The sequence below is a fragment of the Pseudomonas cremoris genome (genome assembly GCF_014230465.1).
Map to the genome: position 1 here is coordinate 47,849 of NZ_JAAXCY010000015.1, position 16,075 is coordinate 63,923.

General features: G+C 62.0%; 12 protein-coding genes. 8 read left to right on the top strand and 4 right to left on the bottom strand.

What is annotated here, in order from left to right; translation table 11 throughout:
- Positions 1-4: 4 nt before the first annotated feature.
- The 8 genes from HF257_RS29560 to HF257_RS29595 all read left to right on the top strand — a co-directional run bounded on the left by HF257_RS29560 (position 5) and on the right by HF257_RS29595 (position 11,692).
- Positions 5-937: a DUF58 domain-containing protein gene (locus tag HF257_RS29560; protein ID WP_185705539.1), complete on the top strand. Its 933-nt coding sequence runs from the start codon at positions 5-7 to the stop codon at positions 935-937.
- Entirely contained in the window at positions 934-1,428 is a 495-nt protein-coding gene (locus tag HF257_RS29565) for a DUF4381 domain-containing protein (RefSeq protein ID WP_058424110.1), read from the top strand. Before HF257_RS29560 ends, HF257_RS29565 begins: the two co-directional genes overlap by 4 nt.
- Entirely contained in the window at positions 1,421-2,509 is a 1,089-nt protein-coding gene (locus tag HF257_RS29570) for a vWA domain-containing protein (protein WP_185705537.1), read from the top strand. Before HF257_RS29565 ends, HF257_RS29570 begins: the two co-directional genes overlap by 8 nt.
- Positions 2,506-4,251 (top strand): tetratricopeptide repeat protein, encoded by a 1,746-nt coding sequence (locus tag HF257_RS29575; protein WP_185705535.1) that lies wholly within the window; start codon positions 2,506-2,508, stop codon positions 4,249-4,251. The genes HF257_RS29570 and HF257_RS29575 overlap by 4 nt, the downstream gene beginning before the upstream one ends.
- Positions 4,248-5,888, top strand: a complete 1,641-nt coding sequence (locus tag HF257_RS29580) for a BatD family protein (protein ID WP_185705533.1) — start codon at positions 4,248-4,250, stop codon at positions 5,886-5,888. The genes HF257_RS29575 and HF257_RS29580 overlap by 4 nt, the downstream gene beginning before the upstream one ends.
- A gap of 337 nt (positions 5,889-6,225) precedes the next feature.
- Positions 6,226-7,467 (top strand): exonuclease SbcCD subunit D C-terminal domain-containing protein, encoded by a 1,242-nt coding sequence (locus tag HF257_RS29585; protein WP_185705531.1) that lies wholly within the window; start codon positions 6,226-6,228, stop codon positions 7,465-7,467.
- Positions 7,464-11,102 carry an AAA family ATPase gene (locus tag HF257_RS29590; protein WP_185705529.1) on the top strand — a complete coding sequence of 1,213 codons (3,639 nt, stop codon included), beginning with the start codon at positions 7,464-7,466 and terminating at the stop codon, positions 11,100-11,102. Before HF257_RS29585 ends, HF257_RS29590 begins: the two co-directional genes overlap by 4 nt.
- Positions 11,099-11,692, top strand: coding sequence for a glutathione S-transferase (locus HF257_RS29595; protein WP_185705527.1), 594 nt, complete (start codon positions 11,099-11,101; stop codon positions 11,690-11,692). The genes HF257_RS29590 and HF257_RS29595 overlap by 4 nt, the downstream gene beginning before the upstream one ends.
- A 130-nt stretch (positions 11,693-11,822) precedes the next feature.
- On the opposite strand, the gene HF257_RS29600 is transcribed toward HF257_RS29595, so the two are convergent.
- From HF257_RS29600 to HF257_RS29615, 4 genes are all read right to left on the bottom strand, one after another.
- Positions 11,823-12,002, bottom strand: a complete 180-nt coding sequence (locus HF257_RS29600; RefSeq protein ID WP_185705525.1) for a hypothetical protein — start codon at positions 12,000-12,002, stop codon at positions 11,823-11,825.
- A 156-nt stretch (positions 12,003-12,158) separates the two neighbouring features.
- Positions 12,159-13,334 (bottom strand): lactonase family protein, encoded by a 1,176-nt coding sequence (locus HF257_RS29605; RefSeq protein ID WP_185705523.1) that lies wholly within the window; start codon positions 13,332-13,334, stop codon positions 12,159-12,161.
- Positions 13,321-13,617, bottom strand: coding sequence for a DUF5629 family protein (locus HF257_RS29610; protein ID WP_185705521.1), 297 nt, complete (start codon positions 13,615-13,617; stop codon positions 13,321-13,323). Before HF257_RS29610 ends, HF257_RS29605 begins: the two co-directional genes overlap by 14 nt.
- 79 nt (positions 13,618-13,696) lie before the next feature.
- On the bottom strand, positions 13,697-16,072 hold the full coding sequence (locus tag HF257_RS29615; RefSeq protein ID WP_185705519.1) for an efflux RND transporter permease subunit: 2,376 nt from the start codon (positions 16,070-16,072) through the stop codon (positions 13,697-13,699).
- Between the last annotated feature and the right edge of the window lie 3 nt (positions 16,073-16,075).

Sequence of the window (16,075 nt, forward strand, 5' to 3'; positions counted from 1 at the left end):
CCCCATGAACGCCAGCGATGGAATCCGCGTCACCCTCAGCGAATTGATCGAGATGCGCCATCGCGTGCGCGAAGTTCACTTGTTTTCCACGCCGAGCCAGCGCAGCCCGCTGATCGGCTTGCACCACTCCAAGCTGCGTGGACGGGGCGTCGACTTCGACCAGGTCCGCGTGTATCAGGCCGGCGACGATGTGCGCACCATCGACTGGCGCGTGACCGCGCGCACCCAAGAGCCGCACACCAAGCTGTTCCATGAAGAACGTGAGCGGCCGATTTTCATCATGGTGGAGCAAAGCTGCCGGCTGTTTTTTGGCTCGGGTCAGATGTTCAAGTCGGTGCTCGCCGCGCAAGCTGCCAGCCTGATCGGTTGGGCGGCGCTGGGGCATAACGACCGCGTCGGCGGCCTGGTATTCGGCGATAACGAGCACTACGAAATCAAACCCCGGCGCAGCAAGCAAAGCCTGCTGCAACTGCTCAACCGGCTGGTACGGGTCAACCAGAGCCTGAACACCGAGAGCCGCCCCGAAGCCGACGCATTGGGCATGGCCTTGCGCCGTGGCCGTGAAGTGCTGCGCCCCGGTAGCTTGGTGATCGTAATCTGCGACGAACGTGCGCTGACCGAAGGCGCCGAACAACAGCTGAGCCTGCTGTCGCGTCATTGCGACCTGCTGCTGTTGCCGATATCCGACCCACTGGACCATGCCCTGCCCGCCGCCGGCCTGCTGCGTTTCGCGGAACGCGGCGCGCAGTTGGAACTGGACACACTGAACTACGACCTGCGCCAGGCCTACAAGGCGCAGGCTGAAGCGCGTATTGCCCGCTGGGAATTGCTCGCGCAAAAACTACGCATTCTGTTGATGCCCTTGAGCACCCAAAGCGAAATGGTCGAGCAACTGCGCGAATACCTCAACCCGCAACGCCCGGTTAAAAAGCAATGAGCAGCCTCGACCAATTGCAACCGCTGATCGCCCCGCCAGCTATCGGCTTCTGGCCACCTGCGCCCGGTTGGTGGTTGTTGCTGCTGGTGATTCCGCTGCTGGGTTGGGGGTTATGGTCGTTGCGCCGCTTCTTGCCCGCACGACGCCCAGTGGCGCGCGCCGAACAACCGCTCGACCCGTTGCGCATCGCCGCCCTGGCAGAACTGGCCCTGATGCCCAAACCCTACGACGGTGCACCCGCCGGCGCCTGGCTGCAGCAGCTCAACGGTCTGCTCAAGCGCCTGTGCCGTAACGACTACCCCTACAGCCAAAGCCACACCCTCAACGGTCGCAAATGGCTGGCGTTTCTCGACAACCGCTGCCCCGCCGCCGGCCTCACGCGCTGGATGGTGTTGGTTGAAGGCGCCTACAAACCCGAATGCAAACTCGACGACAAGGCCATCGCCGGCCTGACCCAAGCTGTCGACACCTGGATTCGCAAACATGTTTGAGTTCGCCTGGCCGTGGATCTTCGCCCTGGTACCCTTGCCGTGGTTGATGCGGTGGGTGCTGCCGGCGGCCGACAGCGGTGAGCCCGCGCTTAAAGTCAGTTACCTCAGTGACCTCGAAGGCCTGGCCCGCCGCCGCGCCCGCGTCAATTTGCCGGGCTGGCGCCAGCAAGCGCCCTTCGTGGTGCTGTGGCTATTGTTGTTGACCGCCGCCGCACGCCCGGAATGGCTGGGCGAACCGCTGCCAATCGCCGCCAGTGGCCGCGACTTGCTGGTGGCGGTGGACGTGTCCGGCTCCATGGACTTTCCCGACATGCATTGGCAGGACGATGATGTCAGCCGCCTGAGCCTGGTGCAGCACCTGCTCGGCGACTTCCTCGAAAACCGTGAAGGTGACCGCGTCGGCCTGATCCTGTTTGGCAGCCAGGCTTATCTGCAAGCCCCGCTGACCTTCGACCGCCGCACCGTGCGCACTTGGCTGGACGAGGCACGCATCGGCATCGCCGGCAAGAACACCGCCATCGGCGACGCCATCGGCCTGGCGCTCAAGCGCCTGCGCCTGCGCCCGGCGCAAAGCCGCGTACTTATCCTGGTCACCGACGGCGCCAACAACGCCGGGCAGATCGACCCGTTGACCGCTGCGCGCCTGGCCGCCGAAGAAGGCGTGAAGATCTACCCCATCGGCATCGGTGCCGACCCGGAACAAACCGGTTCTTTAGGCATTCTGGGTGTCAATCCGAGCCTGGACCTGGATGAGCCGGCGCTCAAGGCGATTGCCGAGGCCACCGGCGGCCAGTACTTCCGCGCCCGCGACGGCGAAGAACTGCAAACCATCAAGGAAACCCTCGACAAACTTGAGCCGGTCGAGCAACAACCGACCCGCGCACGCCCGGCCCAGGCGCTGTACAGCGCGCCGCTGGCCCTGGCGTTGGTGCTCAGCATGCTGCTGGTGATCCAGGAACGCTGGCCGAACAACGCGTTGCAGCGCTTTTTTAACAAACTGTCGAGCAAGGGGATTTTCCTGCAACAACACCCGGAATGGCGCCAACGCCTTAAACGCCTGCGATTGCGGAGGCGTCGATGATCGACCTGTGGCCGCACTGGTTCCGTCCCTGGTGGTTATTGCTGCTGCCGCTGCTCTGCTGGCTGCTGTGGCACTTGTGGCATCGGCAAAAGCGCGCCGGGCGTTGGCAGATGATCCTGCCGCCGGCCTTCCACGCCGTGTTGCTCAGTGGTGGCAATGGCCGCGAAAGCAAATCGCCCTGGGTGGTACTCGGGATCGCCTGGTTGCTGGCCGTGCTGGCATTGCTCGGCCCGAGCTGGCAGCGGGTAGAACAAACTAGCCAGAAACCCTCCGACCCTTTGGTGGTGTTGCTGGAACTGACCCCGGAAATGCTCGCCACCGACAGCCCGCCCAACCGCCTGGAACAAGCGCGGCGCAAGCTGTATGACTTGCTGCAAGCACGCAGCGACGCGCAAACCGCCATCGTCGTGTATGCCGGCAGCGCCCACACCTTGGTGCCGCTGTCGGATGACCTGTCGACCAGCCGCAACCTGCTGGAAGCGCTGCGCCCATCAATCATGCCTGAGCCCGGGCATCGTGCCGATTTGGCAGTGGAGAAAGCCCTGGGCTTGCTCAAGCAAGGTGGCCTGGGCCAAGGCCGCCTGCTGCTGGTTGGCTCGTCGCTGTCCAAGCAGGAGCGCCAGGGTATCCGCCTGCTGCTGCAAGGGGCACAGTCGCCGGCCTTGTCGATCCTGGGTATTGGCAGCCGTGAAGGCACGCCGGTGACCCAGGAAAGCGGCGAGTTCCTCAAGGACGAGCAAGGCGCGATTCTGGTACCACGCCTGGACAGCCCGACCCTCAAGGCCTTCGCCAGCGAAATGGGCGGGCGTTACCGCGCGGCACGCCTGGATGACAAGGACCTGCGCCAACTCGGCGTGCTGGACCCGCCTCAATCCATGCGCAATGACGGTCAACTGCTGCATTTGGACACCTGGGCCGACCAAGGCTACTGGCTGCTGTTGCCGCTGCTGTTGCTCGCCGCCTGCGCCGGGCGCCGTGGCTGGCTGTTCTGCTTGCCGTTATTGCTACTGGGCGCACCGCAGCCCAGCTACGCCTTCGATTTCCAGGACTTGTGGCTGCGTCCCGACCAACAAGGTCAGTACCTGTTGAAGAAAAAACGCCCTGCTGAAGCCGCCGAACACTTTCAGGACCCGCAATGGCAGGGTGTGGCGCTATACGAAGCGGGCAACTATGCCGAGGCCATCAAGCGTTTTGCCGAGGGCGATGACGCCTACGCCCACTACAATCGAGGGAATGCCCTGGCCAAGTCAGGCGAGTTGGAGGCCGCGATCGATGCGTACGAACAGGCTTTGGAAGCCCAGCCTGACTTACAGCCAGCCTTGAAAAACAAAGCCCTGCTGGAAACCCTGATTCAGGAGCAAGAGCAGGCGAAGACCGAGCCGGACAAGCCTGCAAAAAACGAGGATGACGAAACCACCCAACCCGGCCAAACTGCGCAACCGGGCACCAGCGGGCAAAACGCCAGCGGTGGTGATCAGTCCTCCCAAGGCCAGGGTCAGGCCGGCACCGGCGATACGCAGACCGGCGCCACCTCGCCAGCCGGCAACAATGACGTACCGGGCAGCGAGCTGGGGGATGAGCAAACCACCACCCCGCCGCTGCGCCCAAACGATGCCAGCCTCGACGGCGAACACCGCCAGGCCTTGGAACAATGGCTGCAAGAAATCCCGGACAACCCCGGTGAATTGCTGCGCCGCAAATTCTGGTACGAACAGCAACAACATCAGGACAAGACTCGATGAGCCGCCGCACCACCCTACTGCTTCTGCTCGCGTTATCGGCAGGCCACGCCCAGGCGGCGAACCTGGTCGCCAGCGTTGATCGCAGCCGCGTCAACTCCGGGGAAACGGTAGAGCTGACGGTGGAATCCAACGACGTGACGCTGTTCGGCAAACCGGACCTGTCACCGCTGGATGCGCAATTCGAAGTCAGCGGCACGCGCCAGCTCAATCAGCTCACCACCCTGGGCGGCGACAATCACGCCACCACGCGCTGGATCATCACCCTGCTGCCCAAGGAAAACGGCACCGTGGTGATCCCGCCGTTGCAGGTCGGGGAATACAAGACCCAGCCCATCAGCCTGCAAGTGGTTGAAACCGCCAGCCAGAACACCAGCGCCGAGCTGGCGCCGGTGTTTGTCGAGGCCAACATCGACCAGCCCACTGTGTATGTGCAGGCCCAGGCGCTGTTGACGGTGCGGGTGTATCACTCGGTGTCGCTGTATGACGACAGCAGCCTGACGCCGTTGCAGATTCCCGATGCGCGGGTCGAGCAGTTGGGTGAGTCGCGCACCTACGAGAAAGTCATCAACAGCATTCGCCACGGCGTGATCGAAACCCGCTACGCGATCTATCCGCAGCACAGCGGCAGCCTGGTCATTCCCGCGCAGACGTTCAGTGCGACCTTGGTGGAAGCGCGGCCGCCCCAGGAAAATACCCTGCAAGGCACCAAGCCCGGCAAGCTGATCCACGTGAGCTCGGCGGAGCTTGCACTGACGGTCAAGCCCAAACCCGAACTGTATCCCGCCGACACCCCGTGGTTGCCGGCACGCAGCCTCACCCTGAGCGAAACCTGGAACCCGGAACCTGATCACGTGCAGGTCGGCGACTCCCTGACCCGCAGCCTGACGGTCAAGGCCGAAGGCCTGTCCAGCGCCCAATTACCTGCCCTGCCCAGCACCGACATTCCTGGCCTGCGCCGCTATCCCGACCAACCGGTGCTGGGCAACCAGACCAACGACCGCGGCCTGATCGGCAGCCGCGAGGACCGCGAAGCCCTGGTGCCCAACCGCGCCGGCACACTTGAAATGCCCGCCGTGGAAGTGGTGTGGTGGAACACCCATGAGGACCACCTGGAACGCACCAGCCTGCCGGCCCGCACCCTGCAAGTGGCAACCAACCCGAGCCTGGTGGTGGACACCCCCGCCACCCCCACCGTGATCACCGCGCCCGACGACAGCCACCTGTGGTTGTGGCAACTGAGCACCCTGATTCTTGCCTGCACCACGCTGCTGGGCTTTGGCCTATGGTGGCGTGCGCGTTGGCAACCGGCCGTGCTGCGCGCTGCGCAAACCGGCCCCAGCCCACGCACGCTACTCGACGACCTCAAGCGCGCCACCCAAGCCAACGACCCCCAAGCCACCCGCCAGGCCCTCGACGCCTGGGCGCGGCAACAGCCGGAAACCCTGGCGGACATGGCGGCGCGGTATATCCCCTTGTCCGATGCGCTGGATGGGCTGAACGGCGCGCTCTACAGCGAAAGCGGCCAATACTGGCTGGGCGAAGACCTGTGGCGTGCGGTCAAGTCCATCCCGATGGCGGAACGTGAGCTGGACCCGGCCACTGACACCACCAGCTTGCCGCCGCTGTATCCCAAGTAACCCCGACCCTATAGGAGCAGGCTTGCCCTAATGCCAGTCAGTTAAGGAAACGAAGGGCGGCCTCATTCTTGTAGTGAGCGGGCTTGTCCCGCGCTGGGCTGCGAAGCGGCCCTAATTAGGCCGACGCGCTCTTCCAGACAGAGCCCAGTCGTCCGGTTTTGGGGCCGCTTCGCGGCCCAGCGCGGGACAAGCCCGCTCACTACAGAGCCATGTTGCGCTTAACTGACGGGCATTAGGGCAAGCCTGCCCCCACATTTGTTCTGTGCCCCGCAACAGGCACCGCGTGTGCTTTTACAGGTAAACTCCCCTCCTTTTCCTATTCTCCACGGAGTTCGCCTTGCGTCTGTTTCACACCTCCGACTGGCACCTTGGGCAAAACCTGCATGGCCAGGAACGCGATTACGAACACGCCTGTTTTCTCGACTGGCTGCTGGGCCAATTAAAGGCGCACGCCCCGGATGTGTTGCTGATCGCCGGCGATATCTTCGACACGGTCAACCCGCCACTCAAGGCCCAGGAGCGGCTGTATGACTTCATCATCAGCGCCCACGAGCAAAACCCGACGCTGACCATCGTGATGATCGCCGGCAACCACGATTCCGGCTCGCGCATCGAGTTGCCGGCACCGTTGATGCGCCGTTTGCGCACCCATGCCCTCGGTCGGGTGTTGTGGCTGGACGACGGCCAGTTGGATGCCGAGCGCCTGCTCATCCCACTGCCGGATGCCAAAGGCAAGGTTGCCGGCTGGTGCCTGGCGCTGCCGTTCCTGCGCCCGGCGGAAGTCACCGGCACGCAATTGGGCGACGATTACCTGCGCGGCATCGGCCAGGTGCATGAACAGCTGATCGCTGCCGCCAACGCCAAGCGCAAGAAAGGCCAGGCGCTGATTGCCATTAGCCATGCGCATATGGCCGGGGGTTCGGTGTCGGAAGACTCCGAGCGCAGCCTGATCATTGGCAATGCCGAGGCGCTTCCCGCCAGCTTGTTCGACCGAAGCGTCGCCTATGTCGCCCTCGGCCATTTGCACAAGCCGCAAAAGGTGAACGCAGAAGAACGCATTCGCTACAGCGGCTCGCCGATTCCACTGTCATTTTCCGAAATCAACTACAAGCACCAGGTGCTCGACGTGACATTCCAGGGCCAATGCCTGGTGAGTGTCGAACCGCTACTGATTCCGCGCTCGGTCGATCTTCAACGCCTGGAAGCCGCGCCCTTGGCCGATATCCTCAGCACCTTGGCCGAGCTGCCGGACATCGACCTGCTCGCCGAAACCCAGCGCCACCCGTGGCTGGAAGTCCGCGTGCGCCTCGACGAGCCCCAGCCCGACCTGCGCCAGCAAATCGAAACCGCCCTGCAAGGCAAGGCCGTTCGCCTGGTGCGCATCGCCGCTGAATACGCGGGTACCGGCAACCGTGAAGACGAAGGCGACGAGCGCCTGATCGAACTCGACCAACTCACCCCCCAGGAACTGTTCAGCCGCGCCTGGCAGGACAGCTATGGCAGTGAAGTGGATGAACAGACCTTGAAGGACTTCGCCGTGCTGCTCCAGGAAGTGCAACAGGGGGATGAACAACCATGAAGATCCTCGCCATCCGCCTGAAAAACCTCGCCTCCCTCGCGGGCCCGTTCGAAATCGACTTCACCGCCGAGCCCCTGGCCAGCGCCGGTTTGTTCGCCATCACCGGGCCAACCGGCGCCGGCAAAAGTACCCTGCTCGACGCCTTGTGCCTGGCGCTGTTTGGTGCGGTGCCGCGCCTGGGCGATACCGGCCAGGCCAAGATGCCGGATGCCGACAGTGACATTTCCATTGGTGACCCACGTACATTGCTGAGGCGTGGCACCGGCGGCGGTTATGCCGAAGTGGATTTTGTCGGCGTCAGCGGCCGTCGTTATCGCGCACGCTGGGAAGCCAATCGCGCCCGTGACAAGGCCAGTGGCAAGTTGCAAAACAGCCGCCAGAGTCTGATCGACCTGGACAGCGATCAACTGCTGGCCAGCCAGAAAACCGAATACAAAACCCAGCTGGAACTGGCCCTGGGCCTGAACTTCGAGCAATTCACCCGTGCGGTGTTGCTGGCGCAGAGCGAGTTCAGCGCATTCCTCAAGGCCAATGACAACGAACGCAGCGAACTGCTGGAAAAACTCACCGACACCGCGCTCTATACCCAGCTCGGCCGTCGCGCGTTCGACAAGGCCAAAGAGGCCAAGGACGCCCACAAACAGCTGCAAGACCAGGCCACCGGCGTAGTCCCCCTGGCACCTGAGGCCCGCGCCGAACTGGATCAGCAGTTCACTGAGGCCCAACAGCAACTCAAGACCCAACAGGCCCAGCTCAAGCAGCTGGAGTTGCAGCACACCTGGCTCAAGGAACTGCGCGAATGGCAGGAGCGCCAGCTCAGCGCCACCGAGCAGCTACAGCGCGCGCAGGCCGATTGGGACAGCCAGGGCCCGCTGCGTCAGGACCTGAGCCGCCTGGATCAACTGGCGCCGCAGCGTCATCACTTCGCCCGTCAGGCTGACCTGGCCAATCTGCTCGCGCCTTTGGCCGCCCAGATTCAGCAGCACATCGAACAACAGGCCGAACTGAACATCCGCCAGGAGCAGGCGCACCAACAGCAGGCAACGGCACACACGGCCCTCGTCGACGCCTTGAAAAACCAGAGTGACGCGCTGCCCTTGCTGCGCCAGGCGTTCGAAGAGCAAAGCACCCTCGCCCACTTGACCAAGGACCTGGCCAAGCGCGTCGAAGACCAGCTGCAACACGAAAGCGCCTGCACCGAAGGCCAAGCCCTGCTCAATGGTTTGCTGGACAAACAAACCCAAGTTGCCGAACGCCTGCAACGCCTGGCCACAGGCCTGGAGCGCAGCGCCGCCCTCGCCCCGCTGAGCGATGCCTGGACCGTTTACCGCGAGCGCCTGCAACAACTGATGCTGATCGGCAACCGCCTGAACAAGGGCCAAGCCGAATTGCCGCAGCTGGAACAACGCGCCACCACTGCCGCAGAACGCTTCACCCAACAGCGCGAAGCTTTGGACCTGCTGTACCAGGAAGCCGGTGCCGAACCCCACGCCGTGGCCGAGCAGATCCAGCTGCTTGCCAGCCTGCTGCAAGACAATCGCAAGCAGCAGCGCGCCTTCGAAGACCTGACGCGCCTGTGGGACAACCAGCAGCAACTCGATCAGCGCGCGACAGCACTGGCGCAAAAGCTCGCCGATGCCCGACAGCAGCGTGAACAACTGAACCAGACCGGCTTGCAAACCAAGGCTGAACTGACCGTTGCCGAACAGACGCTGACGGTAACCAAGCAACTGCTGGAACGCCAACGCCTGGCCCGCAGTGCCAGCGTCGAAGAGCTGCGCGAACAGTTGCAGGACGACCAGCCGTGCCCCGTGTGCGGTAGCCATGAGCATCCGTATCACCAGCCCGAAGCCCTGCTGCAAAGCCTGGGTCGCCATGACGACAACGAAGAGGCTGCGGCGCAGAAAGCGGTCGACACCCTCAAGGAAAAACTTAACGAACTGCGTGGCGAAGTCGGCGGTTTGATCGCCCAGCAAAAGGAGTTCCTGCAACAGCAGGAGCAATTGGCAACGCAGCAGCAAGCGCTGGCCCCGAGCCTGGACGCGCACCCGTTGTCAGCCTCGTTGTTCAACCAGGAAGCAGCCAAACGCAGCGACTGGCTGACCCAACAACTCGGCCAACTCACGCAAAGCATCACCCAGGATGAACAACGCCAAGGCGCCCTGCTCAACCTGCAACAAAACGCCGGACGCCTGCAGCAACAACTGCAAGCCGCGCAGGATGCCAGCCAGCAGGCCCGGCAATTGCTGGTGGACCAGCAACGCGAGTTGTCCAACGACCGCGAACGCCTGGACGAAGAACTCAACGCTTCCGCCAACCTGTTACCCGCCGAAACCTTGGACGGCCTGCGCAACGAACCTGCGGCGACCTTCATGCAATTGGACCAGCAGGTCAGCCAACGCCTTGAGCACTTGGGCCATCAGCGCGATGAGCTGGCCGAGCAGCAAGATCGCCAGCAAGCCATCGAGAAAGAACAGACTCACCAGCAACATCGCCAGCAGCAACGGGATGCGTTGCTTGTACAAGTCACCGAGTTGGCGGCGCAGCAACAGGCCGCCCAGGAGAAACTCGGCGAACTGCTCGGCACGCACACCAGCGCCGAACACTGGCAGCAACAGTTGGACCAGGCCGTGACCCAGTCCCGCCAAAGCGAGACCGATGCCAACCAGCAGTTGCAGGACACGCGTAATTCGCTTATCCAGTTGGCGGCTGACCTCAAGGCCCAGCAGGAACGCCAACACGCGCTACTCGTCGAGCAACAGCACCTCGACACCCGCATCAGCGAGTGGCGCGCCCTGCACCCGGAGTTGGACGACGTCGGCCTTACCCGCTTGCTGACCTTCGATGACGCGCAGGTCAGCGCGCTGCGTCAGCAGTTGCAACACGGCGAGAAAGCCGTCGAACAAGCCAGGGTGCTGCTGCAAGAGCGTGAGCAACGTCTTGCCGAACACCAAACGCTACATAACGGCAACCTTGAAGCAGCGGAGCTGGACAGCACCCTGGCCGCGCTCAACCAGCAACTGGCCGAGGGCGAGAAACAGGTTGCCGAGTTGCGCGCACGTCAGTCCGAAGACCAACGGCGCCAGGAAGCCAACCATTCCCTGGCACTGACCACCGCCAAAGCCTATGAAGAATGGCAGCGCTGGGCACGCCTTGAAGCGCTGATCGGCTCGGCCAGCGGTGACAAATTCCGCAAGATCGCCCAGGCCTACAACCTCGACCTGTTGGTGCACCACGCCAACGTGCAACTGCGCCAACTGGTGCGTCGCTACCGCCTCAAGCGTGGCGGCAGCATGCTTGGCCTGTTGGTGATGGACACCGAGATGGGCGACGAACTGCGCTCGGTGCATTCGTTGTCCGGCGGCGAGACGTTCCTGGTGTCGCTGGCGCTGGCCTTGGGCCTCGCGTCGATGGCGTCCAGCACCTTGAAGATCGAGTCGCTGTTTATCGACGAAGGCTTCGGCAGCCTCGACCCCGAATCGCTGCAATTGGCCATGGACGCCCTGGACGGTTTGCAGGCCCAGGGCCGCAAGGTGGCGGTGATTTCCCACGTGCAGGAAATGCATGAACGCATTCCTGTGCAAATCCAGGTCAAGCGCCAGGGTAATGGCTTGAGCACGTTGGAGGTCAAGTGAGCGAAGCGCTGCTGTATTCGTTCCGACGCTGCCCGTACGCGATGCGGGCGCGGTTGGCGTTGCGCTACTCAGGTGTGCCGGTGCGCATCGTCGAGGTGAGCCTCAAGGCCAAGCCGGCCGAGATGCTGGCGCTGTCGCCCAAAGGCACGGTGCCGGTGTTGAGCGTTGACGGGCGAGTGATTGAAGAAAGCCTGGAGATCATGCAATGGGCCTTGGCGCAGAACGATCCGCAGGATTGGTTACTGCACGGTGACTCAGCGGTCTTGGCGTTGATTGCAGAAAACGATCAGGGCTTCAAACATCACTTGAATCGATACAAGTACGCCGAGCGTTACCCAGAGCAACCGATGGAACACTATCGGGCCGAGGGCGAGGTGTTCTTGCAGAAGCTGGAGGGGTTGTTGGCCGAGCGGGATTACCTGCTGGCAAACCACCTGACCCTGGCGGATGCTGCACTAGCGCCGTTTGTGCGCCAGTTTGCCCATGTGGATCGAGTGTGGTTTGCCGGTACATCGTATAAACGGTTGCAGGTCTGGCTTGAGCGCTTCCTGGAATCACCGCTGTTTATCGCAGTAATGGCAAAACCCTAAATCCAACACCATTCAGAATGTGGGAGCGGGCTTGCTCGCTAATGCGGTGGGTCAGTCGAAACTTCTTTGGCTGATACACCGCATTCGCGAGCAAGCCCGCTCCCACATTTGGATCTCAGTGTTCGCAGGATCAGTGTTGAATCTTGTGATCCAGAGCGGCATAGAAATTGGCGCTCTGTTGCAGGTATTTCTGGGTGTAGGCGCTGGTGTTGGATTTTTTGCCGGTGACTTCCACGCTGGCGGCGGCAGGCAGGGCTACAGTGGCGGAGACAGCGGAAGCGGCGATGATGGAGAAGAGGTTCAGATTCATGTCGGTAACCCTTGTGTTCGTTTGGTTGGGTGGCCGGGGAAGGCCTTGGAACCAAACTTACGCCCGAGGGCTGAACCTTAGAAATGCTTTGAAACAGTAGCCGCTATTAATGGAATTAATAGAAAGGGTCAGGCCCCGCAGTGCGGGGCCTGTGGCTTATTGACGCACCAGGAACTTGAGGTCGCTGGGGGCATCAATGGCCAATTTTTGCACGGTTTTGCCTAGCAAGCCGGTCTTGGGGTCACGTTCGACTACCACGATTTCGTTGCTTTTCTGGTTGGCGATCAGCAAAAACTTGCCGCTCGGGTCCAGGCTGAACTCGCGCGGGTGGTCGCCTTCGACGGAGCGGCGCTGCAGCTCCTTGAGGTGCGCGGTGGCCGGGTCGATGCTGAACACCAGCATCTGGTTGGCCGTGCCACGGTTGCTCACGTACAGGAACTTGCCGTCGCTGGACGCATGCAGCGCCGCGCCGGCCTTGTCGGAGACCGGTTGGCCAGCGGCGAAGTCCACCAGTTGGGTCTGGCTGAGCGTGCCGTCGTTGTAGTCAAACACCGCCACCTGGGCACTCATCTCGGTGGTCAGCCACGCGTGCTTGCCATCCGCGCTGAACAGCAGGTGCCGTGGGCCACTGCCTGGGGGCAGTTGCACCGAAGCCGGGTTGGCTGGGGTCAGCGGCAGCTCGTGGTTGGCCTTGGGGTCGTAGTGGTAGGCAAACACCTTGTCCGCCCCAAGGTCCTGCACAAACACGTACTTGCCATCCGGCGACGACACCACCGAATGCACGTGGTTGGACGCCTGACGCTCGGGGTTCACACGGCTGGCAGGGTGAGCGCTCAACTGCACCGGTGGCGACAGCTTGCCATTGGCATCCAGCGGCAACACCGCCAGGCTGCCGCCCGGGTCTTCCAGTACCGAATAGTTGGCGACGAACAGGTAACGCCCGTCAGCGGCCAGGCTGGAATGAGTCGGTTCGTTGCCCAGGCTCTGCACCTGGTTGATCAACGTGAGCTGGTGATTCTGCGGGTCGACGCTGTAGCTGCTCACGCGGCCGACCGGGTCTTTCTGGCCAGGGCCATTCTCATTGACCACAAACAGGTGCTTCTGGTCCTTGGAGAGCGTCAACCAGGATGGGTTGGCCGCCTTGGCCGCCAGCACCGGCTGGCCGTGGAATTTACCGGTACGGCTGTCGAACTGCAGGCGGTAGATACCTTCGCTGGTGCCGGCGGTGTAGCTGCCTACCAACAGTTCATAGGTATCGGCCGGGGCGGCCTGTACCGACATGGCGCCGACACTGCCAGCCATCAGCAGGGGCCAGAATTTACGCATCATCATCCGCTTCGTCCTCGTCGTTGTTGTTGTCGCCCTTGATCGCGCTCAAACAGACTAGTCGGTGCTCACCGTCTTCGTTGCTCAAAAGCCAGCTTTGCAAGCTGTCGTCAAAGGTGGCGGCATTCAGTTGTTCTGGACTGAACTTCCAGCGCTTGAGTTCCCGGCCATCCATGCTTTCAATCAGCAGGTGCTGGTCGAAAGTGAAGTCGAAGGCGTGCAGCCCGTTGATGATCAGCATGTCGCTGTCTTTGAGGGCATTACTCAGGTCTGGTGATGCGTCGGTCATGATGTGAAGTCACTGCGGGGGAAAAGACACATGATAGGTCAATTCCCCCGCCGTGCCTTGCGGCAATGGTCTAAATCGATCAATGCGCGAAGAGTGAATTGCCCTTCTGCCCAGCCAACTTCTCCGGCTTGATCAGGAACCGCGCCAGCGCCGGCAACAGCCACAGCGCGCCGAACATGTTCCACAGCAGCATGAAGGTGAGCATCAGGCCCATGTCGGCCTGGAACTTGATGGCCGAGAAAATCCAGGTGCACACGCCAATCGCCAGGCACAAGCCGGTGAACAGCACGGCTTTACCAGTGGACTTGAGCGTCTGGTAGTACGCCTCTTGCAACGGCAGGCCGGCGCGCAGGAAGCTTTCCAGGCGGCTGTAGATGTAGATGCCGTAGTCCACGCCGATCCCCACACCCAACGCCACCACCGGCAGGGTCGCGACCTTCACGCCGATGCCCATGAACGCCATCAGCGCGTTACCCAGCACCGAGGTCAGCACCAGCGGCAGCACGATGCACAGGGTCGCCGCCCAGGAGCGGAAAGTGATCATGCACATGGTGGCCACGCACAGGTACACCAGGATCAGGATGGTCAGTTCGGATTCCTTGATCACCTCGTTGGTGGCCGCTTCGATCCCGGCGTTACCGGCGGCAAGGATGAATTCCAGGCCGTCCTTGTTGTTCTCCTTGGCGAAGTCCTGCACCGCATGCACCGCACGATCGAGGGTTTCGGCCTTGTGGTCATTGAGGAACACCAGCACCGGCGCCAGCGAGCAATTGTTGTTGTACAGGCCATCGGCGCGGGCAATGGAGTTGTTCAGCACGTCCGGGTTACGCGACAGGGTTTCCCATTTCAGGTTGCCCTCGTTCATGCCCTTGATCATCTGCTTGGACACGGTCACCAGCGAGATCGCCGACTGCACGCCCTCGGTGTTCTGCATCTTCCACATCAACTGGTCGATCGGTGCCATGGCCTCGTAGCGCGAGCACCCTTCGGCCTTGGTCTTGACCATCACCACCAGCACATCGGAGCTGGTGGAGTAGTTGCTGATGATGAAGTTGTTGTCTTTGTTGTAGCGCGAATCCGGGCGCAGTTCCGGCGCGCCCTGGTCCAAGTCGCCGATCTTGAGGTTCTGGCTGTACCAGAGGCCGCCGCCAAAGGCCACCAGCGCCAGCGCGATGGAGATCGGTGCGACTTTCGGGCTGGCAAAGTTCGACAGCAAGCGCCAGAACGAGTGTTCGCGATTGGCGTCCTTCTTGCTCTTGGCGATGGCGCGCTTGCTGATACCCACGTAGGAGATCGCCACCGGCAGCAGGATCAGGTTGGTGAACACAATCACCGCCACACCGATGGACGCGCCAATGGCCAACTCGCGGATAACACCGATGTCGATGATCAGCAGTGTGATGAAACCCACAGCATCGGCGAGGATCGCGATCATCCCCGGCAAGAACAGTTGTCGGAACGTACGCCGCGCCGCTGTCAGCGCATTGTCAGCCTCGCTGGATTGCAGGGCGATGCCGTTGATCTTCTGCACGCCGTGGGAAATACCGATGGCGAAAATCAGGAACGGCACCAGCATCGAATACGGATCGAGGCCGAAGCCGAAAAAGTGCATCAAGCCGAGTTGCCAGATCACCGCCACCAGCGTGGTGCTCAACACCGCGACGGTGCTGCGCAGGCAGTTGGTGAACCACAGCAGCAAGATCAGGGTGATGACGAACGCGATGCCGAAGAACATCACCACCATGACCAGGCCATCGATCAGGTCGCCGACCTTTTTGGCGAAACCGACGATGTGAATCTTGACGTTGGGGTTCTGCGCTTCGAACTTGTCGCGGATCTTGTCTTCGAGCTCATGGGAGAACTTGCGGTAGTCCAGGGCCAGCAGCTTGCCTTGGTCCTGCGGGTCCGGGTAGGACTCCAGCAGCGGGATATCGACGATGCTCGATTTGAAGTCGTTGGACACCAGGCGCCCGACCTGGCCGGACTTGAGCACGTTGTTGCGCAGTTGGTCGAGGCTTTCCGGCGAGCCGTTGTAGCTTTGCGGGATGACTTCACCGCCAGCGAAGCCTTCTTCGGTCACTTCGGTCCAACGTACGCTGGGACTCCACAGCGATTTTAGGCCCGAGCGGTCAACGCCGGAGATGTAGAACACCTCGTCGTTGATCTGGCGCAGGGTCTCCATGTATTCCTTCGTAAAGATGTCGCCGTCCTTGGCTTCCACGGAGATGCGCACCGTGTTGCCCAGGTTGGCCAGGTCATTGCGGTGCTCCATCATCTTTTCGATGAAGGGGTGCTTGAGGGGGATCATCTTTTCAAAGCTGGTGGACGGGCGAATCAACGTCGCCTGCCAGAACAGGAAAATACTCACCAGCAGGCAGATCACGATCACTGCCGGGCGGTTGTTGAAGATCAGGCGCTCAAGAAAGGTCGCTTTATCGTTGTGATGACTGCTCATTCT